The organism is Paenibacillus sp. MER 99-2, assembly GCF_023714095.1.
Classification (GTDB): Bacteria; Bacillota; Bacilli; order Paenibacillales; family Paenibacillaceae; genus Paenibacillus.
Genome location: NZ_JAMAUZ010000009.1, coordinates 52,627 through 74,277, shown reverse-complemented (window position 1 = coordinate 74,277; position 21,651 = coordinate 52,627). Strand labels below are relative to the sequence as shown.

Sequence of the window (21,651 nt, the reverse complement as noted above, 5' to 3'; positions counted from 1 at the left end):
CTCCGTTTCGTTATAGGGAATAACACAACGACGTACATGTCGCCATGACAAAAATCACATATATTCATTATACCTCTGGATTTCTTTAACAAAAAGGGAGGAAATGGGGCAAAATGATGTCAATTTCATTAGTTATTAAACGGATACTCTGATTCTACCTAAAAATTGGGAAATGGCAGAGTAAGCAGCACCAACTCGGGTTGAACGGCTGCCTAGAGCAGCCCATTCAATCTGCAAACTGCGGCGATGATAGGGTAGTGTTCGCTCCTCAACAACTTGTCTTAATGCCGTTTCAATCCATGGTCGTGCTTTGGATAATCCTCCACCAATAATGATACGCTCTGGATTGAAGCTATTGACGATATTGGTGATGCCAATGCCTAATTTACGGCCGATGCCTTCGTATAGTGCCAATACAGCCTCATGCCCCTCAGCGGCATATTCAATTAACTCTTTGGTTGTGTGGGCAGGCAGATGTAGTTGATCATCGGGATGTTCATAGGCTCTCTCGGAAGCGTATAACTCCCAGCAGCCGCGATTGCCACATGAACAAGGTCTGCCCTCGGATTCAATAGACATATGACCGGTTTCTCCGGCGTAACCCCAAGCGCCTTTGTACAATTCGCCATCTACCATAATGCCTGATCCAATTCCGATGCCTGCGCTGATGTAGATTAGATGCCGGACACCGATACCTGCGCCAAAATTCAGTTCGCCATGAGCGCCAGCATTGGCCTCATTATCTATCGTGACAGGTAGTTGAAATGCTTCCTCTAACATAGCGCGTAGAGGAACTTTCTCCCACTGTAAATTGGGTGCGTACAGTACAGTACCTTCCTCATCGACCATGCCCGGTACACCAATGCCAATGCCAATTACACCATGTGGTGAAGGCGGTGCAGTTTGAATTAAATGATCAGCCGCAAGCGTCAACTGCTCGAATACGGACGACACATCATGATGCTCCAATTGCACGGCATATTCAGTAATAATATGGCCTTCCAGATCCGTAAGTACACCTTTCAAATGTGTGACACTGAGTTCCAAGCCAACCGCGTAGCCGGCTGCGCCTCGAAAGAGTAGCATCAGTGGTTTGCGTCCGCCACTTGACTCCCCGGGGCCGATCTCCTGAACCAACTCGTCATTGATTAAATCAGCGACCAGATTAGAGACCGTGGCTTTGTTAAGCCCTGTCACCTCGGACACTCGCGCACGAGAGAGGGGGGCATGACGTCTAATGGTATCAAGGACAATCGATTTATTTATTTTTTTGACCAGCATCTGGTCTCCGGTAATTTTCATATTAACAAGGCACTCCTATTCTCTCTGATAAAAGAGTTCACAATGATATCCGTAACAAGCTATTCGACTATTATAGCGTAAACAAACGTGTAAAAAACATTTTTATTTAACTTTGTTTAATGGATAGACAAAGTAAAATCGATGTGATAGGATAACGGTGTAAACGATTTCTTTAAAACTATTGAGGAGGCATTTTACACATGGCCTATTTTGAATCCGTTAATAAAATTGCATTCGAAGGTAAAGATTCCACGAATCCATTTTCTTTTAAACACTATAACCCAGAAGAAGTTGTTGCTGGCAAAACGATGGAAGAGCACTTCCGTTTCGGTATGGCTTACTGGCATACATTAACTGCAGGCGGCAGTGATCCGTTTGGTGCGGAGACAGCTGTTCGTTCTTGGGATAGCTACTCCGGTCTGGATAAAGCGAAGGTTCGCGTTGAAGCGGCTTTTGAATTTATGGAAAAAATGAATCTGCCGTACTTCTGTTTCCACGATGTGGACATCGCTCCAGAAGGCGCAACGCTGCGCGAATTCTACAGCAACATTGATACGATCGTTGATCTGCTGGAAGAGCATATGAAAGCTAGCGGCAAAAAGCTGCTCTGGAACACAGCGAACATGTTCTCCAACCCACGTTTCATGTTTGGTGCAGCATCTACTTGTAACGCTGATGTGTATGCTCATGCGGCAGCACAGATCAAAAAAGGTCTGGAAGTTGGTAAACGTCTGGGTGCAGAAAACTATGTATTCTGGGGTGGTCGTGAAGGTTACGACACATTGCTGAATACAGACATGCAACTGGAGCAAGACAACATTGCTCGCATGTTCCACATGGCTGTTGATTATGCGAAGGAGATCGGCTTCGACGCGCAATTCCTGATCGAGCCTAAACCAAAAGAGCCAACGAAGCATCAATACGACTTCGATGCAGCTACTTCCATCGCATTCTTGCAAAAATATGATCTGGACAAACAGTTCAAGCTGAACCTGGAAGCGAACCACGCTACACTGGCAGGCCATACGTTTGATCACGAGATCCGCGTAGCACGCATCAACGGCATGCTCGGTTCCCTGGATGCAAACCAAGGTGATCTGCTGATCGGTTGGGATACAGACGAGTTCCCAGTGGACATGTACGATGCGACATTGACGATGTACGAAGTATTGAAAAACGGTGGTATCGGCCGTGGTGGCGTGAACTTTGACGCGAAAGTTCGTCGTGGTTCCTTCGAGCCTGAGGATCTGTTCTTGGCACACATCGCTGGTATGGACACATATGCAAAAGGCCTGAAAGTAGCTGCGAAACTGATCGAAGATCGCGTCTTCGATGACTTCATCGAAAAACGTTACAGCAGCTTCAGCGAAGGCATTGGTGCAGATGTAGTTGGAGGTAAAGCAACACTTGCTTCCCTTGCTGAGTATGCGCTGAACAACGAAAACCCACGCAAAAACCAATCCGGACGTCAGGAATTGCTGAGAGCAAAACTCAACCAATACATCCTGGCTGACTAAGATAGTCATAGAGCAAGAGGGATTTATGCTCTGTTGGTGTCGCCTATGAGCAAATCATAAGCGAACACACAGTAAGCATAAACACCTCTTCCTACTTGGTGCAAGGACAGACATCTTGCACCCTGGACGTTGAACAAGCGTGACATTCAAACCGTCCCCGCTTTCCTCTGGGAAGGCGGGGACGGTTTTTTTTGAAACGTGAGCAGCGTGGTCATATGGCATGCCGAACGAAGTGGACAGAAAGAACCCGTAGAAACGAAGTGCTCGCATTTATCCCCGGATTTCTCCCTTTTCAAAAGGGAATCAAGGAAATTCAGGGATAACGGCGATCCAAGGCTCTTCTGATTATGGAGTGATCTCACATGCCAAGGTTTAAATTTCTTCAATCCTGCTACAAACGAAAGGAGTATACTTATGAGTTATGTAATTGGTGTCGATCTGGGTACTAGCGCAGTTAAAACTGTGTTGGTTAACCGTGAAGGTAAAGTGGCATTTGAAGCTTCTGAATCATACCCGCTCTACCAACCTAAGGCTGGATACAGCGAACAGAATCCAGAGGATTGGATAGAGCAGACGATTGTGTCGCTTCGCAAATTGCTGGAGGTATCTGGCGTACAGCCTTCCGAAATTGAGGGATTGAGCTTCTCTGGACAGATGCATGGACTTGTATTGGTGGATGCCGCAGGCAAGCCACTTCGCAATGCCATCCTATGGAATGATACACGCACAACGGTACAATGCCGCCGCATCGAGAAGGTGCTTGACGGTAAGCTGTTAAGCATCGCCCGGAATCGTGCGCTTGAAGGATTTACACTACCGAAAATCTTGTGGGTTCAAGAAAACGAGCCTGAGCTCCTGCAACAGGCTGCTGTGTTCCTACTGCCGAAGGATTATGTGCGTTATCGCCTGACCGGAGATTACGCGATGGATTATTCTGACGCGGCGGGTACGTTGTTGCTTGACGTTGCGGGCAAGCAATGGAGCCAAGAGATTGCAGAAGCGTTTGAACTGCCGATCTCACTCTGTCCACGACTTGTGGAATCCTTCGAGGAAGTGGGGACACTGTTGCCGGAGATTGCGGATCAAACGGGCCTGGCAGCAGCGACCAAAGTATTTGCAGGTGGTGCTGACAATGCCTGCGGCGCGATTGGCGCAGGCATCCTGAGTGAAGGGCAGACGATGTGCAGCATCGGTACATCTGGGGTTATTTTGTCCTACGAAGAGCGCAAGGATCTTGATTTCGAAGGGAAAGTCCACTTTTTTAACCATGGGGAGAAGGATGCCTTCTATATTATGGGGGTAACCTTGGCGGCAGGATATAGCTTATCCTGGTTTAAGGATACATTTGCAGCGGACAAATCATTTGATGTGCTCTTGCAGGGCATTGACCAGGTGCCGGCTGGAAGCCAGGGTCTATTGTTCACGCCATACATTGTAGGGGAGCGTACACCGCACCCTGACGCTAACATTCGTGGCAGCTTTATTGGTATGGATGCTGGGCATAAGCTGGAGCACTTTGGGCGTGCAGTAATGGAAGGCATTACCTTCTCACTTCGCGAATCAATTGATATTCTGCGTCGGTCTGGTAAGACCGTGACAGAAGTCATATCCATCGGCGGTGGTGCTAAGAATGAAGCTTGGCTGCAGATGCAGGCAGACATCTTCAACGCAACCATCGTGAAGCTGGAGAGCGAACAGGGTCCTGCGATGGGAGCAGCGATGTTGGCGGCATATGGATGTGGCTGGTTCCCATCATTGCAAGCATGCGCTACGGCTTTCCTTCGCCCTGCGAAATCCTATGATCCTAACCCAGAAACAGTTGCTGTATATGACGGGTTATTTGCATTGTACCAAGAGGTCTATGGACAGACACGCAGTCTGAATGATCGTTTGGCTCAATATCGCTAATCAAAGAATGAGTGAATTCATACATTAATACTTTTTGATACCCTAAGCATCCGCGAAAGCGGGTGCTTTTTTGCCATATACACTTGCCAATCGCATAGCACATAAACGGCGTAGTACACACAGCTCATATACGAAATAAGCAAGCCTGACATAACTTTATTCCTTGAGCGCATACAGTAGCTATAGGGACACGATTGGTTTCAATGAACAATGATGAATGGCGTACAACATGATTACAGCATGAATGGTTCATCTGATAGATGATTCAGCCTGTTAAGAAATAGAGCCAATTCTATTACGCAATGAACGAGCATACATACATGGTCAGAATTAAAGGGTGGGGGGTGAAGCATTGACAGATCATCAGGACGACAGAAGACCGCATATGACCTTATCGATGATTGTTCGTAATGAGGAGCAGCGTTATTTAAGACAGGCGCTTGAGACTCATCGACCCTGGATTGATCGGGCAGTCATCATTGATGATGGCAGTACAGATGGCACGGTTGCGATGTGCCGGGAGATACTCCAGGGTATACCTTTATTATTAGTAGAGAATTCTAGACCTCGGTTTGCGGATGAAGTCAGTTTGAGGAAACAGCAGTGGGAGGCAACCATCTCTACCAATCCAGAGTGGATTCTGAATTTGGATGCGGATGAGATAGTAACATCTGATTTTGGAGTGATACGAGATCAATTATTAAGTGGAGAAGAGGATGCGATCTACTTCCGCTTGTTTGACATGTGGAGCGAGACTTCATACCGAGAGGATCAGTATTGGCAGGCTCATGCTTACTATCGCCCATTTCTCATTAGGTATCGTCCTGAATGGGACTATGAGTGGAAGGAAACACCTCAGCATTGCGGCCGTTTCCCGCTAACGATTCAGCATTTTTCCTACGCTTGTCATGCACCTCGGGTGAAGCATTATGGCTGGGCACGGGAAGAAGACCGAATTCGTAAGGTGGAGCGTTATCAGGCACTAGATCCGGATGCGAGATATGGGTGGAAGGAACAGTATGAGTCCATTTTGGATCCGGAGCCAAGACTTCTACCATGGTTAGAATAAGGGAGGAGGAACAAGATTGAAGAAGGGAAAGGCTACGCCAAACATACTGATTGCGAGTCCAGTGCGTCAAACTGCCGCCGTACTTCGTGAATTTCTTGAATCCTTATGTACGCTGGAGCGAACGACGGTAAGAACAGATTATTTATTTGTGGACGATAATGAGGAAACGGCTTCTTCGGTTATGCTTCGAGATTTTGTAAAAGAAAACGAAGGTACCATTATTACCGTTGACGCGGTGTTGAATGAAGATGAGGATCTTCTGGAAGGGTCATACACCAAAGATGAGGGTGGACACTATTGGCAGGATGAACAAGTCTGGCGAGTAGCTCGCTTGAAGAATCAGATTTTGAAACACGTCTGTGAACACCAGTATGATGCCGTATTTCTGATCGATTCTGATTTGGTGTTACATCCCCGAACGCTGGAACAACTCGTTTCCACGGAGAAAGAGATTGTATCCAATATCTTTTGGACGCGCTGGCAACCAGGCGCAAGGGAAATGCCCCAAGTTTGGCTACAGGATGAGTATCAGTTGTACCGCCGAGGTGTGAAGGTAGCTGAGGGAACGGAAACCGATAATCATACGATCCAGACAGAGCTTTTTTTGCAGCAATTGCACAATCCAGGCTGTTACGAAGTAGGTGGCCTCGGGGCATGTACGCTCATACGCAGGAATGTATTGGAGGCAGGTGTTACTTTTGATCGAATTCCGAATATTTCATTCTGGGGGGAGGATCGTCACTTCTGCATTCGCGCGCAAGCACTCGGCTTTTCCTTGTTTGTAGATACGCATTATCCTGCCTATCACATCTATCGTTTGTCTGAACTGCCAGGGGTAGCCGCTTATAATCGGAGGGTTCGACGCGAAGAAGAGACGATTACGATAACGCTATGTATGATTGTGAAAAATGAAGAGAATTCCCTTGCACGCTGTCTGGACTCAGTTAACGGCATTGCTGATGAAGTGGTTATTGTCGATACGGGTTCGACAGATCGTACCCGTCAGATTGCTGCAAGGTATACAGAGCATATTATAGATTTTGAATGGGTGGATGATTTTGCGGCTGCGCGTAATTTTGCCTTTGATCAGGCGACAAGTGAATATATCCTCTGGCTTGATGCCGATGATGTGTTTGAACCTCAAGACCGGGCAAAGCTCATTGCCCTGAAACGATCCCTTGATCCAGCAGTGGACAGTGTGACGATGAATTATAATCTTTCATTTACAGCAGATGGTCAGGTAGCATACAGTCTGAGGCGGAATCGACTGGTGCGTCGGGATCGTCATTTTCGCTGGATTGGTGCAGTGCATGAATATTTGGAAGTGAGCGGGCATTTGCTGCATAGTGATGTGGCTGTCACACATAAGAAAGATAAAGTATATACCGATCGCAACCTGAAAATTTATCGCAAACGGGAACAGGCAGGTGAAGACTTTTCTCCGCGTGACTTATATTATTTTGGGAATGAGCTTAAAGATCACGGACAGTATGAGGATGCGGTATCCTATTATACGAAGTTTCTGGATACTGGGTTAGGCTGGGTAGAGGATCAGATTACTGCATGTCAAAAGATGGCCGATTGCGAAGCAGCACGTAAACGTCCGGATCAAGAGATTGTGGCGCTACTAAGATCGTTCGTTTATGACTTACCGAGAGCAGAGATATGCTGCCGTCTGGGGGGCTATTTTGCCGACCGTGAGGATTATCGCAAAGCGGTGTTCTGGTACGAACAGGCGACTCAGGCTATACGACCTGCTGACCCCATCGTACCGGTGAATGAAGCCGCGTGGACATGGATGCCTCATTTGCAATTGTGTGTGTGTTATGACAGGTTGGGTAATCGGACAAAGGCGCAAGAACACAATACGATTGCTCTGGCTTACCATCCGACACATCCAAGCATGCTGTATAACGAAAAGTACTTTCGAGAGATGGATGAGGGCAGTGTATTAGAAAATGCATAAAGGAACGATATAACGTTAATATCCAACGACGGTGATCGGGACAACTCTCTTAGGAGTGTTGGAACGCTTATCGTCGTTTTTCTTTTTTATCCAAAAGTTAAATTGGAGCTCCGTCACATCCTTTTCGTAGTTCAACCAGGGGAAGATATGTTTTACAATAGTTATATTCAGCCGAATTGATGGAGCGAGGGGAATAGGAATATGAATTTAACGGAAACATTATTAGAATCAAGGCTGGTCGCGATTGTACGCGGAATTAGTCGGGAAGCTGCTGTTACTGCAGGCCAAGGGATGACTGAGGGCGGCATACGTCTAATGGAAGTTACGCTCAATACGGCAGGTGCGCATCATATTATCGCCGATTGGCGAGAGCGACATGAAGGACAAGCCTATGTAGGCGCCGGAACCGTATTAAATGTACAGATGGCACGAGAAGCGGTTGCTGCAGGCGCACAATTTTTGGTCTCGCCCAATGTCGATCTATCCGTTATTGAATATGCTGTAGAACAGGGTGTAGAGATCTGGCCTGGAGCAATGACACCCACCGAGATTGTTGCTGCCTATGAAGCAGGTGCCAAGGTAGTGAAGCTGTTCCCTATGGCAAGCCTAGGCATTCCGTATTTGCGGGAGATCAAGGCGCCATTGAATCATATTCCACTGCTTGCGACTGGTGGCGCGAACCTGGACAACATAGCAGAGTATTACGCGGCAGGTGCAGCAGCGGTAGGCTTGGGAAGCGCGCTTCTCCCCAAAGAGGCACTAGCAAGTGGGAATCATGAGCAGATTGCGGCATGTACACGTGCATTCGTAGATGCGGCTAGCATAAAAGTATAGTGACAAGCCATTTGTAAATTGGGTAAATATAAGAGGTTGTTCAAAAAGTCCACTTCTGAACATGCACTATAAGTTTAACGAAAGAAAGTATGGGTGGGTAAGAATGATCCATTTCACCGATGAACCTTAATGTGTAGTTAATATTCCTATCTTATGATGAAGGTATGCTAAGAGCCGGAGAGGAGAGATGCCTGTGAAAACGAGAACGATGGTTGGGGGAATGATTGCTTTTGCTGCCTTAACTGCAGGAGGGCTGTGGAAAGCAGCGGTGAACAGCCAGACACCCAAAAAAATTCCGATCACGTTGACGCCGCCTATGCCCTTTGAAGATGTAACCTTTGATAGTGGTGGAGGGAGAGTGCATGGCTGGTTTATTCCTGCTGCTGCACATCTACCGAAGCCGTGGCCGCTGGTTATCATTGCGCATGGCTGGGGTTCTAATCGCTCCCGTGTACTCCGCTATGCACGCCCAATCTGGGAAGCAGGATACGCTCTATTTATGTATGACGTTCGCAGTCATGGAGAGAGTGATGCCGTTCGAGCGGCTTCAGCTTATCTATTCCGTGATGATCTTAACTCGGCGTTAAAGTATATGTCTACTAGACCTGAGATTGACCCCGAAGCCATCGGGGTGCTGGGACATTCACTTGGAGGGTTAGGTACCATTCTGGCTGTAACGGAGAATCTCCCTGTCTCTGCAGTGATTACAGACTCGATGCCATCTCAATTTGAGGTTATCGTAAGTTCGGAACTAAGACGGCGTCGTCTCCCTTTATTTCCACTGGCTCAGCTCATACCCCGAATCTGGTTCTGGCGACTGGGAGAGTCACTCAAGTCCTATCGCCAGCGCGATCCTGTCATGTTGTTGAATGAACGACGTAAGGGGATGCAGTTACCGCTACTTATGGTTCATTCCAAAGGAGATAATTTTATCCCTCCGAGCGAGCTTGAGTATTTTATGAGTAAAGCCGATCCACCTGTAGAGCATTTATGGGTGAACAGTGGTGGACATAGCTGCTCAGAGGAAGATCCAGTCTTCTGGGAGACGGTTATTCCTTTTCTACAGAAGCATGTTCGGGTGCAAGATCAGCCCCAAGCGGCAGCTAGTGACGATTAATTTATAAATATATAAACAGTGAAACGCCAACGATGTTGGCGTTTTTCTTACGTTTGCGAATGATTTGCCAAAATTCACATTTGTAAAATTGTTGGGAAAAGGACGATTAAAAAGGAAGCTTATGGTATCATAGAATAGACTAGCAATATTCATGCGGGGTTATTTGATGTGTGTCCATGTATGAGATTGAAGGGAGAGGTACAGATTTGAGTTTTCACGTTCGATTCAAAATGATGACCGCCAAAGCAGCAACGGCTGCAATGGCAACCTTGCTTCTGGCAACGCAAGCTCCAGGATTTGCAGGCAGCGTGTCAGCCGCAACAGCGGAACAGGTAACCGAAGCTTCAACGGGGGAAGATGTATTAAGTGTCGTAAACAGTGATGTGCCGGAAGGAGCTAAGATCTCCTCTAAGCAAGCCAGTGATAACATATTGAAACTATTTCCGTTGCTCCAAAAGGCAACCATTACATCTGCCAATTTCGATTCACCGAACTCTTTTCCGCCGCCAGATTATAAAGCGTGGGAGATTGGTTTTGGAATTCGCGAAGGCAATCATTCCATGGGGTTCAGCGCCACTGTACATGCTGGCACAGGTGAGGTACTCAGTGTGCATCTGCCTTCGGAGCTGCTGGACAAACAGCGTGCTGAATCAGACCGCCAGGTGACAGAGGCCGAAGCAGAGAAGTTGGCTGAAGCATTTTTATATGAAGCGATACCAGATTTAGAGAAAGACGCATTTTTAGCTATTTCTGAATCCTATCCATACGCTGTACAACAATCATTATTCGGCAGAACCGAATATCAGTACCGTTACCAATTGAAGCATGAAGGTCTGTTATCAGAGGCTGAGACAGCTTATGTGAACGTTGATGACCAGGGAAGAATCACAGGTTACTCACGAGGCACCATTGAGAGCGACTACCCTTCATCGAAGCCGGAATTATCTGCCGAGCAGGCCAAGAAGAAATTTGACGAGCAATTTGATGTTGAGCTCGCTTATATTTCCCCAGATGGCTACTCATCCCGCAAAGGGCAGAAGTATTATCTTGGCTATTTACCTAAAAGTTCAGGCAATGGGCTGGATGCTAACACGCTGAATCCAATTAACCCGATGACTGGTGAAGAAATGACGTCCGATTCGGAGCAACTGGACAAACCCTTAAAGGGAAGTGTAGCTGCTTTTGTTCCGAATACAGGACAGAAATTGAATGCATCTCAAGCCGAGAGCTTAATTAAGAAGAATTTCGACATTCCCAAAGGATATCAATTAGACCATAGCCAGCTGATCAAAGGTTATTATGCAAGCCCTAATAGTCAGGTCTGGAGTTTGAGTTGGAGTAATCGCAATGCCAGTGCTTCATACATGTTCATGAGAGATATCTCGGCACAGATTGATGCAGTGACAGGGCAGATCTACAGTTTTAACGTGTATCAGCGCATCATGCCAGGAACGACAGAAGCGGAAGCTACAGAGGAGACAAGCAGTAAGTCTGTAACCAAGGCAGAGGCGGAGAAGCTGGCGGTCAATACGGCTATTGCACTTGCTCCAGATGCAGCGAAGCAGTTCCGCCTGTCCACAGTCATTGAAATGGATGGAGCAAGAACGTTTCTGTTCAAACGATATATGAATGGAATTTTAGTAAAAGACGATTCTCTACAGGTTCAAGTGGCGAAGGATGGTTCTATCACGGAATATTATGCGAGAGTAACTGCAACTCCAGAGCAGTTACCTACAGATGCGAAGCCTGCTATCAGTTATGAGGATGCCAAGGCAACTTATCTTAAAGAGATTCAATTGATTCTGGCCTATTCCCGTTATGGTGGATATGGTATGACGAATGGGGAAGCAGTCCCTATGGGAATCAAATTGGCATACGTGCCAACACGTAGTGAAAACTCGATCTATGGTCTGTATGAGGTACTGGATGCCAACACGGGTGAGTGGAGAAGTATGTATGGAGATTTGAATTCATCCTCCAAGACACAGCCTACGGATATTGCAGGACATGTTGCAGAGACTGCTCTTACAAGCATGGTTCAGCACGGCGTATTCATTGCTGATGATCAAGGGCGTATTCTGCCAGATCGAGTGATTACAAAAGGGGACTGGTTCAACTATCTGGCCAGAGCCATCAATCCGAGTATGGATATGTATTACGGCGGAGACAGTGATGACAAGCCTTTCGCTGACATTACGTCTGATAGTCCTTACTATCCAGCGATTCGAACGTTGCTTGATCAACGTTGGTTAGGTGGATCTGACCCGGAGAAGAATTTGAATCCCCAAGAAGAAATGACACGCGAAGAGCTGGCAGTGTTACTCGTTCGGATCTTGCGGTATGAGAAATTGGCGGGGTTCTACACGCTACCTTCTGACTTGCCTAACATCGCAGATGCAGGAGCTGTGACGAACAAAGGCGCAGTTTCGCTCAGCCTGAAGCTAGGCTTGTTACCTTCCATTGAAGGCCGCTTCATGCCTGCTCGCAAGGTAACCGTTGCTGAGGCTGCACAGGTTTTGGAACGACTTGCGAAGCTGCAAGGCAAGACAGACACGTTTATGAGTGGTAACCGTCTGTATTAAACGTGAGCAAGATGTCATAAGTACGTGCTGAATTCATAGAATAAGAATAACGGTAATCATGTTTATTTTGCTGAAGATAAGAGGGACCTTCTGTGGAAGGTCTCTTTTGATTCTTTTCGACAAAACTAGAAGCCTGATGTCAGTTGCTTTTGTGATACAATGAGGCATGAGAACTTTGCGAAGAGAGGTGGTATCCTTTCATGGGCAAGAATGGGAAACGAATCATCACCATTTTGCTAGCTAGCTGCTTGATTGCTGTGGCTTTACCGCGTACGGTTGATCTGGATCAGTTATATGCTGCTTCCGGCACGACGGACATATCTACGACTGCGGAATTGCGCAAGACGTTGTTAACGGCGATGTCTCAGCGTACAGAGGAACTAGTTTTTACATACAAGGGTAATGTGAAAGGCCTCAAAAAACAGTTGCAGAGCTCCATTGACGAAGCGATGAAGAGCGACCCTTATATTCAGTATACGGTTAAGAGTTACGCATTTAATTATAAAGGTTCCAATGTATCGGCAGAGGTACATATTAAATTGTCTTATCGGGAAACGAAGGCACAGACGGACTATGTGAATCGTAAAGTTGCGAGCGTCCTGAAGGAGATCATCGTTCCAGGCATGTCCAATCACGAGAAGGTTAAAGTGATCCATGACTGGATCGTGCTTAACCTCGCCTATGATACCTCGTTAAAGAAATATACGGCATACGACGGACTAGTGACGGGTAGCACCGTATGTCAGGGGTATTCTTTGCTGGCTTACCGCATGTTAGAGCAAGTGGGCATTGAGAATCGTATCGTTGAAGGTACAGCTGGTGACCAGCTTCACGCTTGGAATTTGGTCAAACTGGATGGGAAATGGTATCACATGGACACCACGTGGGATGATCCTACGCCTGACCGTAAAGGCAAGGTCAGCTATAATTATTATTTGCTGAGTGATACGGAGATGGCGCGTGATCACTTCTGGACGAATAATGGTAAATATCCTGCGGCTTCAACGTTATACCGTGAAGTGCTGCATGGTCTGATTACCGAGGGAGGCAGTAAAACAGCTGCTTATCAGAAGCTGTACCATACCCTGGATTATGCCTTGTATAACGAGAGTGATGCGATTCAGGAACATGCTGCCTTGAAGAAGAAAGTGCAAACGGTCATGAAGGACGGCGGAACATCGCTAACATTCAGATACAAGGGAACAGAGCAAGGCTTGGTTCAGGATCTACAGGATTTATATCAGTTAGGGATGAAGTCGATATCCTATTATGTTTCGAACATGGCAGATACCACCGATTTACGTGTGAAAATTACATGGACGATGTAATTGCTGACTATCATTTGCTAACAATATGAATTAGAAAGGATTCACTATTTCGAACGAGGACGCTTCTTGCAGAAGCGTTCTTTTTTTTGTCCGAAGGAGAAACAGTTGGCTCGAACAATCGGAGATTGCAGATCGCAAATCTCAATATAACAAAAGACAGCCTTCCCTCCGCACGGAAGGAAAGCTGTCTGTAATTTAATCTGTTGTAGAGGTGAAATCACATTCTTGCAAAGGTACCACTTTGGTTTTCTTAATCCACTTGTAGCCGAGCCACAAAATTAAGAACAACGGTACACTTAAGTATGCAACTAGCGCGCCGCTCCAATCAATATGATCTCCTGTAAAGGCTTGATAGTTCTGACCGATAATGACGATAATGCATAATACAAAAGCAAAGATCGGGCCAAACGGGAACCAGCGTGCACGGTAAGGTAGATCGTTCAGATCTCTACCCTGAGCAACATATGCTTTACGGAAGCGATAATGACTGATGGCAATACCGAGCCAGGTGATGAAACCACACATGCCTGATGCATTGAGCAACCACGTGTACACGATCCCATCTCCAAACAGGGAGGCAAGGAAGGCCAGCATTCCAACTGCAGTCGTGATGAGCAGCGCGTTCATAGGAATACCTCTTTTGTTCAATCGTGCCAGGAAGCGTGGTGCTTTACCATCCCGAGCAAGAGCGTAGAGTACACGGCTAGAGGCATACATACCTGAGTTACCTGCAGACAGTACAGAAGTCAAAATTACGGCATTCATGACAGAAGCGGCAATCGCTAGCCCGGCCTTCTCAAACACAAGGGTAAACGGACTGACACCGATATTATTCAGCTCACCTTTGAGTAGATTCGGGTGTGTATATGGAATGATTAGACTGATCACTGTAATCGCCAAAATGTAAAAAATAAGGATACGCCAGAATACTTGTCGAATCGCACGAGGTACATTTTTACGAGGATTTTCACTTTCCCCGGCAGCCACACCAATCAGCTCCGTTCCTTGGAAGGAGAATCCTGCGGCCATAAATACACCAAGCACAGTGAAGAAACCACCATGGAAGGGGGCATCACCTACAGTAAAGTTGCTGAAGCCAACAGCTTCTCCGCCCATAATACCAAAGATCATAAGTACGCCAACCGTAAGGAAGATAATAACGGTGGCTACCTTGATAATGGCGAACCAGTATTCCGATTCTCCGTATCCCTTAACTGATAGGATATTTAAGGAGAAGATCAATACGAGAAATAACAGACTCCACAGCATCGAATTACTATCTGGGAACCAGTATTTAATCAGCACCGTAGCGGCAGCGAGCTCTGCGGCAATCGTAACAGCCCAGTTGTACCAGAAATTCCAGCCCATCGCGAACCCCAGTGCAGGGTCAACGTAGCGGGCGGCATACGTATTAAATGAACCGGAGTCAGGCAAGAATGTAGCAAGCTCTCCGAGACTTGTCATGAGGAAATATACCATGATTCCTACGGCTGCATAAGCAATGAGTGCGCCGCCTGGCCCAGCGGTAGAGATGGCAGTACCACTTGCAAGAAATAGTCCGGTACCGATCGATCCACCAAGAGCGATCATGGTCATGTGCCGGGCACGAAGTCCCTTTTTTAGTGATGATCCAGTTGATGTAGTATTGTTGCGGTCTTGCATGGAAACACTCCTTCATTCAAATAAATACTGAGTTGTTCATATAGGTAAGGGATATATAACAATAACAAAGACCGCAGGCATTAGCCTGCGGTCTCTTTATCTAGTCCGCACCACATTGTCCCCGATGTTAAGATAGCTCAACACAGTAGAAATCATACTTGCTTAAAGGGATTGTTCCAAAAATTAGCCTAACCTTTCTGGACACGTACTCATAGCAATATGTGCTCTAACTGTGACAGTTCTGCACCTTTCGGCAACAGCCCCAGCGACACTGGACAGAAATAAGGAGGCGTCCAGTGAGCTTCGGCGGGTGCACCTTTCTGCTGAGATCTCAAGCGGCTCCTTCGCGCCTCCTTCAGCATACTGATCGCACCCGCGACCTCTACCTCATCATCAATGGATGAGGTGTATCTATATGTTTATGAAATTGGTTGGAAACCAAACATGACAAGCTTTGTTTGGTTTTCTAAACAGAGACTCAGTATACCGCTCAATGTTTCCCAGTGCAATAACAAATATTGGGTGAGACATTTTGACCTATTCCGTTTTTTTGTTACGACCAGCCATTTGCTGCCATACCGTACCGGCTGCTTGCTCACCTGATTCAATGCGTTCCAAGGCCATCTTCGCTTGAAGGCTTACTTCGAATTCTGGATCTTCAGCTGCTACGCGTAGAGCTTCTTCCGCTTCTTCCGTTCCAACTTCATATAAGAAACGAGCTGCACGCCAGCGTACAAGCTTGCTACTATCAGTTAACGTGGCTGTCATAGCTGGAGTTGCAGCTGGATCACCAATATCAGATAGCGTATCTCCTGCGGTACGGCGTACAGCGGGCGAGCTATCCTGTAATGCTTGATATAACAGTTCCATCGCTTCTGCTGTGCGAATGTCGCCGAGATAGACAACCGCCAATCTCCGTATTTGCATTTTCTCATCCTTAAGCGCATGAGCAACCAGAGGTAAGCGCTCGGCTGTTGGCTCCATGCCGTCAAACGCTGCATAGCGTACATTCCAGTCAGTGCTGTTCAGAGCTTCTTCAAGTTCAGCACCTTCGAGCTGACGACGACGTTCTACGAATTCCTCGGCATTGGTGCCGTGCGCAATGGCTTGCTGAATGACCTGATTCAATCGTTCAGCAGGATACGCAGCTTCAAGCTCCTGTTCCACTTCGCGAGCGATATCTGGAAGTTCACCGTAACGAACACCGTAGTCCTTCAGCTTGCGTTCTTTGATCAGCGTAGCACTGGCAACCTCAGTAACGGCTTTGACAAACCGATCTGAGAGTCCAACGCGTTCCTCTTTTGCACCTGCTTTTACCCGGATCTGCATAGGCACACCCCGGAAAAATTGTACGAATACTTGGGCTTCACCAAAGTGTTCGCCGGAATGATCTTCACCGTCAATCCAATCCAGGTCTAGACCCTGTTGTCCTAGACGGCTCTGAACTTCGCCAAGGATCACTGACCAGTCGGCATTACCTTTACGATCCAAAGCTACAAAGTCGGTGGTGTGGAACACACTTTTTACACCGGGAATGTGAAGCATTTGGCGAATAAAGGCTGGGGCAGAGCGTTCATTATCCAGCGTATATGTTTTGCGGATTCCGTCTTCCAGACGTTCATCCAGATGCAACATCATCGTATTAGGGCTGGGTGTTGGTTCAATGGAAACAATATTCATCGGTTCATAACCTCCTGTACCGGATTCATCATTAAGTTTACCGTGACTGAGCACGAGTATATCTATATTTTACATGAATGTGTCTAAATTGCGAAATCAACGCTTATGCGTCAAAGGTATATTGTAAAGAAGTACGAAGATTGTTAACACTTCTTTCACGTTCACGCACAAACATTTTTAAATGAAAAAGCTCACAATGGAAGTAATGAAATTAATGGAGGTAACATTATGGAGCCCATTACTGTTCTTTCGGATGGAAGCCGTAGCATTGCATATGACGTGATGATTCCAATGTTAAGACAATGGATCGCTGAGGCGACATGCAAGCGAGAACAAGAAGATAGAATGAATGAACAGGACGGCTGGGAGAAGTCCCGTTATTGTATCGTGGATTATAAGGAAGCCTCCTGTGCCATATCCGCAGCCAATGCGATTCGGGCATTTATGCCGCAGATTCCATTGCTCGTCATCACTGATTTCCAATCACTGATTCGCAAACGGCATTTGCAGCAAATTTCGGGCTCAGGGGAAGTTAAACTTAGTTTGTGGCATCCCGGACAATTAGATCAGTGGGTATGCGAGATTCAGCACTGGCTTCAAACCTCTCCGCAGGAAAATAAAAACGCCATTCCTTCCACCATGTCCATTCGATCATGACCGGGGAAGAAATGGCTATGTATTCATTTGATTTGATGATTCAAGCAGCTATAGTTAAGCTAGATAACATATTTATAGCCTGTTCCCCAAACGGTTTTAATAAAACGAGGGTTTTTGGGGTCGGGTTCAATCTTTTTGCGTAGGCTGGATATGTGTACATCAATCGTACGATCCAGATACGCCCGTTCTGAGCCTTTGATGCGATCCATGAGCTCATTCCGTGTAAATACTTTGCCGGGATTACCGTATAATTCTTTCATGATTTCAAACTCAATATGCGTAACCTCGATCTCTTGCCCATCTACAAACAGAGTTCGTCTATATTCATTGACACTCACATGCCCGGCCACATCGGCCGGTTTTTCCTCTTGGAGCGGTTTATCGGAATAAGTAATGGCTGATCTACGTAATAGAGCCTTAATCCGAGCATCGAGCTCTTTCAGACTGAAGGGTTTACATAGGAAATCATCCGCACCGTTATGTAAAGCCCGAAGTCGATCATTCAACATCGTGCTTGCAGAGATCATCAGAATAGGTACTGTGGATTGCTGGCGAAACGCATCTACAAGATCATTGCCATCCGTTTCAGGCAACATGAGATCAGTCACCACAATGTCTGGTTGAAACTTAGGGAAAAGCAATAATGCATCCTTCGCATGATGAACCCGTTCTGTTATGTACCCCTCCTCCTCTAGAAAGAAAGCGATCATGTCCGCCAGATTTTTCTCATCCTCTATAAGAAGTACTTTGATCATTGAGGTCACACTCCTGGGTGAATTGAATTTGTTAAGAAAATACGAAGTTCATACTTAAATATTGTTCGAAAAACTGCAAATTTTTTAATGATTTTATTCCAAAATATAGGGTGCATGAATCTATTTTATAATAGATACACATATGTATAAAACCTCTTGATGGAGCTAAACTTTAATATTTTATCATGAGCCTAATACAATTGGCGATCAATCAATAATTGCCAAAGAGATAACATGGACTAACTACAGTATAATAGATTAGAGACGATTTAGGGGGAAAAGTGTCGTTATTTACCGTTATTTATGGGAGGAACTAGGCTTGCCATTCAAAATACATAAGAGAAACATCAGAGGGATATGTGCTTATGGCTAAGATCAAGGCAAGACAGATACTGGAGTGGGTCATATTGAAACTGCGTGTGCCCTGGATTGGAACAGCAATCCTTATCCTTTTGGGTACAGCGAGCAGTTTTTTTCCGGTGACGTTATTTTGTGGCGTAAATCTGGTACTGGTAAGTGCAGCGGTGCTCGTTGCCTTGCGTTTACATGGTGGTATCTATGGATTCGTGGCTATGACCGTTATTCTTATCTTGAAACTTTTGTTTGCAGGAGTACAGCCTGAAACGATGATCATCGCTATGCTACGTTATGTTGAACTCATATGGATGTTAGTGTGGCAGATTCGTTGGAAGAATGGCAGTATCATTAAAGCCAATGCGGTATTTTGGTTAGTGATGTTGTTGCCAATAACAACGTATGGCTACTTCATTCAGGGCATGAGTCTGGAAGATGTGAAGTATACCTATATGCACATTGCTGTCATTAGCATGGTAAATGCACTGATTGCGGGCATTGTGGTGGATTTTTGGATTACGACAGGAGAGGATAAGGCGAAAAGAACGGGCACAATTCCACTTTCTCGGATTGCGTTCAAATATGTAGTGGCTTTTGTGGTAATCGTATCACTAGCCTTGTTATCGGCAGATAGCCGTAGACAACTCGATCAGATTAATGATGCCATTCGTTCGAATCTGGAGCATGCGGCTGTGGCAGTTGTTGAGGATTTGAACAGAGGATATGTAACGGCAGGCAATTTGACTCAGAATGTGGAGCGATACCATCATCTATTAGGTGTGAATGTAATACTGCTTCATGCAGATGATGGCAGGGTGGCTGCTTCGGGATTAGGCAATCTGAGGAATGGAGATGTGCTCGATTTGGAGCAGTATCGACTGATCCAGGCAGGAGAAAATGAACTTTTAATTCATTCTGTTGAATCACATCAGCGGAATGTGCTCGATTTCTGGAAACAGATTTCGTTCATCTATGAAGCGAATCAGATACCAGGTTTCCCTTATCGGGTCATCATCGAGACAAGCTCTGAAAATTATTATAATCGTATTGAATCGGTCTACCTGACCACGCTCCAGAGTCTGTTTATGATAATCGTTACTTCCATGATTGTTGCTGCTCCGCTCAGTCGCAAAGTGGTAAGTCCGATGCAACGACTTACTCGTGTGACAGGCTCTCTGCCGCGGTTGTTATTCCGCAATAATGGCAAGATGGAGTGGCCAACAAGCCACGTCACTGAAGTACAGATTCTTATTGGTAATTTGCGTAAAATGGCTGATGTGCTTATTGAACAATTCGAACAGATTCGCCAAGACAAACTTACGCTGGAGGATCGAGTCAGGGAAAGAACCAAAGAGTTGAAGAATAGCGAGGAGATCAAGCGCGCCATTATCGATTCTTCCATTGATGCCATTATCGCAGTGGATTCCAATGGACTTATTATCGAATTCAACCCTGAAGCCGAGAGAATGTTCGGTTTAACGCGGGAAGAGGTCATTCTGCAAACGAATGCCCCGTCTCTATTTCAAGGCGCAAGCTGTGCTGAAATCAAAAAAATGCTTGAGCAATACGAGTATAAGCAGGGCAAGCGATATACCATCGTCGATGAAATTTCCGGTATTCGCCGGAACGGGGCGTTGTTTCCAATTGAATACAAGATTGTGGAGATTCGTCTGGGTAACAATGAGTCATTATACAACCTCTTTATTAAGGATATTACCGAACGAACGAGAGCCGAAGAAGAACGGGTGAGGCATGCTCTTGCTCTAGAGCAATTAAATGCTGAGTTATTCCATGAGAAGAATGCGATTCAGGAGCAGCGGGACATTAGTGAGCATTTTATTGAATCCGTCCGTGAAGGATTGGTCATGTCTGACCGTTCAGGCACGATTACAATCGTGAACAGACGAATTGAAGAGATGTTTGGCTTAGGAAATTTCCTAGGCAAGTCGATTGAAGATTTTGCCCAAAGAATTGATCAGATCGTCATAACCGATGACTTTAATCTGACAGAGCAGACCCAAGCGTTCCTGAACGGAGAACGTTCCTTTGTGGAGACGGAGTTCTGGTTTAACGATGTGGAGAAAAGTGTGTTCTCTCTATATATCAAGCAGGTCGATGTGCCAGGTAAAAACCATGGATTTTTGTTGGTGTTCCGAGATCGAACACAGGAAGAAAATTTGAACCGAATGAAGAATGAGTTGATCAGTGTCGTATCCCATGAGTTGCGTACTCCGGTAGCGACCATTATGGGATATGTAGAGTTAATGATGATGTATGATCTGCCGGCATCCCAGCGTCAGGAGTTTATGGAGACGATCTCATCTGAGGGGGCAAGGCTCAGCAGTTTACTTGATGATGTTCTGGATATCCAGCGACTGGATAACGAAGGGTTAACGTATCACAAAACATATGTACCTCTGCTTGAATTGGTGGAGGGTGTCGCCGAGCAATGGAACATGAAGTCGGTTCAGCGTATTGAGGTTCATGCATTTAATGGTGATTTCTTCGCTTATGCGGATCAGAATCGAATGGTACAGGTGATGCACAATCTCATAGGCAATGCGGTCAAATATTCTCCAGGTACGGATCGTATTGATATCACTCTGTGGGAAGAAGAGGAGTGGTTATGTATTGATGTCCGTGATTACGGCATTGGTATCGCAGAGAACGTGAAAGATCTGCTCTTTACGAAGTTTTACCGTGTGGATAATTCGGATCATCGCCAGATTGGTGGAACCGGTATTGGACTGTACATCTCGCGGAAAATAGTGGAGGATCATCAAGGTACAATTGGCTTCATATCTGCACCGGGTAAGGGAAGTACATTTAAGATCAGGTTGCCTAAACAGAATGAACTCTTGTAGTAATTGACATTAGGAATTCATTGCCCATCATAAAAGCTATAATTTAAGGTTTGTTC

At 46.0% G+C, this 21,651-nt stretch carries 14 protein-coding genes, 1 pseudogene and 1 riboswitch; of the genes and pseudogenes, 11 read left to right on the top strand and 4 right to left on the bottom strand.

The genetic code is table 11. The features are described from left to right. Positions 1–135: 135 nt before the first annotated feature. Positions 136–1,302, bottom strand: coding sequence for an ROK family transcriptional regulator (locus tag M3636_RS25010; protein WP_251384371.1), 1,167 nt, complete (start codon positions 1,300–1,302; stop codon positions 136–138). 200 nt (positions 1,303–1,502) lie between these two features. Here M3636_RS25010 and xylA point away from each other — a divergent pair, with 200 nt between their 5' ends. From xylA to M3636_RS24970, 9 genes and pseudogenes are all read left to right on the top strand, one after another. Further along, a complete protein-coding gene (xylA, locus tag M3636_RS25005; protein ID WP_128103584.1) occupies positions 1,503–2,819 on the top strand; it encodes a xylose isomerase in 1,317 nt (438 codons plus the stop codon). Between the two features lie 414 nt (positions 2,820–3,233). Continuing rightward, positions 3,234–4,727: a xylulokinase gene (xylB, locus tag M3636_RS25000; protein ID WP_251384370.1), complete on the top strand. Its 1,494-nt coding sequence runs from the start codon at positions 3,234–3,236 to the stop codon at positions 4,725–4,727. A 352-nt stretch (positions 4,728–5,079) separates the two neighbouring features. Further along, entirely contained in the window at positions 5,080–5,796 is a 717-nt protein-coding gene (locus tag M3636_RS24995) for a glycosyltransferase family 2 protein (RefSeq protein WP_251384369.1), read from the top strand. 16 nt (positions 5,797–5,812) lie between these two features. Further along, positions 5,813–6,265, top strand: a pseudogene (locus M3636_RS29850) (glycosyltransferase); the annotation flags it as partial. A gap of 426 nt (positions 6,266–6,691) precedes the next feature. Further along, positions 6,692–7,762 (top strand): glycosyltransferase, encoded by a 1,071-nt coding sequence (locus tag M3636_RS29845; protein ID WP_353056321.1) that lies wholly within the window; start codon positions 6,692–6,694, stop codon positions 7,760–7,762. A gap of 201 nt (positions 7,763–7,963) precedes the next feature. Continuing rightward, a complete protein-coding gene (locus tag M3636_RS24985) occupies positions 7,964–8,596 on the top strand; it encodes a bifunctional 4-hydroxy-2-oxoglutarate aldolase/2-dehydro-3-deoxy-phosphogluconate aldolase (protein WP_145409859.1) in 633 nt (210 codons plus the stop codon). A 193-nt stretch (positions 8,597–8,789) separates the two neighbouring features. Continuing rightward, on the top strand, positions 8,790–9,713 hold the full coding sequence (locus M3636_RS24980; protein WP_251384366.1) for an alpha/beta hydrolase: 924 nt from the start codon (positions 8,790–8,792) through the stop codon (positions 9,711–9,713). A 206-nt stretch (positions 9,714–9,919) separates the two neighbouring features. Then, a complete protein-coding gene (locus tag M3636_RS24975; RefSeq protein WP_251384365.1) occupies positions 9,920–12,295 on the top strand; it encodes an S-layer homology domain-containing protein in 2,376 nt (791 codons plus the stop codon). Positions 12,296–12,495: 200 nt separating this feature from the next. Then, positions 12,496–13,623, top strand: coding sequence for a transglutaminase domain-containing protein (locus M3636_RS24970; RefSeq protein WP_128103579.1), 1,128 nt, complete (start codon positions 12,496–12,498; stop codon positions 13,621–13,623). Positions 13,624–13,818: 195 nt separating this feature from the next. Here M3636_RS24970 and M3636_RS24965 read toward each other — a convergent pair whose 3' ends face one another. Both M3636_RS24965 and M3636_RS24960 read right to left on the bottom strand, forming a co-directional pair. Beyond that, a complete protein-coding gene (locus M3636_RS24965; protein ID WP_251384364.1) occupies positions 13,819–15,285 on the bottom strand; it encodes an amino acid permease in 1,467 nt (488 codons plus the stop codon). Positions 15,286–15,410: 125 nt separating this feature from the next. Continuing rightward, a riboswitch (Lysine riboswitch) is annotated at positions 15,411–15,678 on the bottom strand. A gap of 144 nt (positions 15,679–15,822) precedes the next feature. Then, positions 15,823–16,965 carry a virulence factor gene (locus tag M3636_RS24960; protein WP_128103577.1) on the bottom strand — a complete coding sequence of 381 codons (1,143 nt, stop codon included), beginning with the start codon at positions 16,963–16,965 and terminating at the stop codon, positions 15,823–15,825. 228 nt (positions 16,966–17,193) lie between these two features. On the opposite strand from M3636_RS24960, the gene M3636_RS24955 reads away from it, so the two are divergent. Beyond that, positions 17,194–17,622: a hypothetical protein gene (locus tag M3636_RS24955; RefSeq protein WP_251384362.1), complete on the top strand. Its 429-nt coding sequence runs from the start codon at positions 17,194–17,196 to the stop codon at positions 17,620–17,622. A gap of 59 nt (positions 17,623–17,681) precedes the next feature. On the opposite strand, the gene M3636_RS24950 is transcribed toward M3636_RS24955, so the two are convergent. After that, positions 17,682–18,377: a response regulator transcription factor gene (locus tag M3636_RS24950; protein WP_128103575.1), complete on the bottom strand. Its 696-nt coding sequence runs from the start codon at positions 18,375–18,377 to the stop codon at positions 17,682–17,684. 365 nt (positions 18,378–18,742) lie between these two features. Between M3636_RS24950 and M3636_RS24945 the strand changes: the two genes are divergently transcribed. Further along, complete coding sequence (locus M3636_RS24945) at positions 18,743–21,595, top strand: ATP-binding protein (protein WP_251384361.1); 2,853 nt, start codon at positions 18,743–18,745, stop codon at positions 21,593–21,595. Positions 21,596–21,651: the final 56 nt, after the last annotated feature.

Excerpts from the sequence above, each read along its gene's own strand:
- M3636_RS25010 (WP_251384371.1), bottom strand. The coding sequence starts at position 1,302 with ATGAAAATTACCGGAGACCAGATGCTGGTCAAAAAAATAAATAAATCG.
- xylA (WP_128103584.1), top strand. The coding sequence starts at position 1,503 with ATGGCCTATTTTGAATCCGTTAATAAAATTGCATTCGAAGGTAAAGAT.
- xylB (WP_251384370.1), top strand. The coding sequence starts at position 3,234 with ATGAGTTATGTAATTGGTGTCGATCTGGGTACTAGCGCAGTTAAAACT.
- M3636_RS29845 (WP_353056321.1), top strand. The coding sequence starts at position 6,692 with ATGATTGTGAAAAATGAAGAGAATTCCCTTGCACGCTGTCTGGACTCA.
- M3636_RS24985 (WP_145409859.1), top strand. The coding sequence starts at position 7,964 with ATGAATTTAACGGAAACATTATTAGAATCAAGGCTGGTCGCGATTGTA.
- M3636_RS24970 (WP_128103579.1), top strand. The coding sequence starts at position 12,496 with ATGGGCAAGAATGGGAAACGAATCATCACCATTTTGCTAGCTAGCTGC.
- M3636_RS24965 (WP_251384364.1), bottom strand. The coding sequence starts at position 15,285 with ATGCAAGACCGCAACAATACTACATCAACTGGATCATCACTAAAAAAG.
- M3636_RS24960 (WP_128103577.1), bottom strand. The coding sequence starts at position 16,965 with ATGAATATTGTTTCCATTGAACCAACACCCAGCCCTAATACGATGATG.
- M3636_RS24955 (WP_251384362.1), top strand. The coding sequence starts at position 17,194 with ATGGAGCCCATTACTGTTCTTTCGGATGGAAGCCGTAGCATTGCATAT.
- M3636_RS24950 (WP_128103575.1), bottom strand. The coding sequence starts at position 18,377 with ATGATCAAAGTACTTCTTATAGAGGATGAGAAAAATCTGGCGGACATG.
- M3636_RS24945 (WP_251384361.1), top strand. The coding sequence starts at position 18,743 with ATGGCTAAGATCAAGGCAAGACAGATACTGGAGTGGGTCATATTGAAA.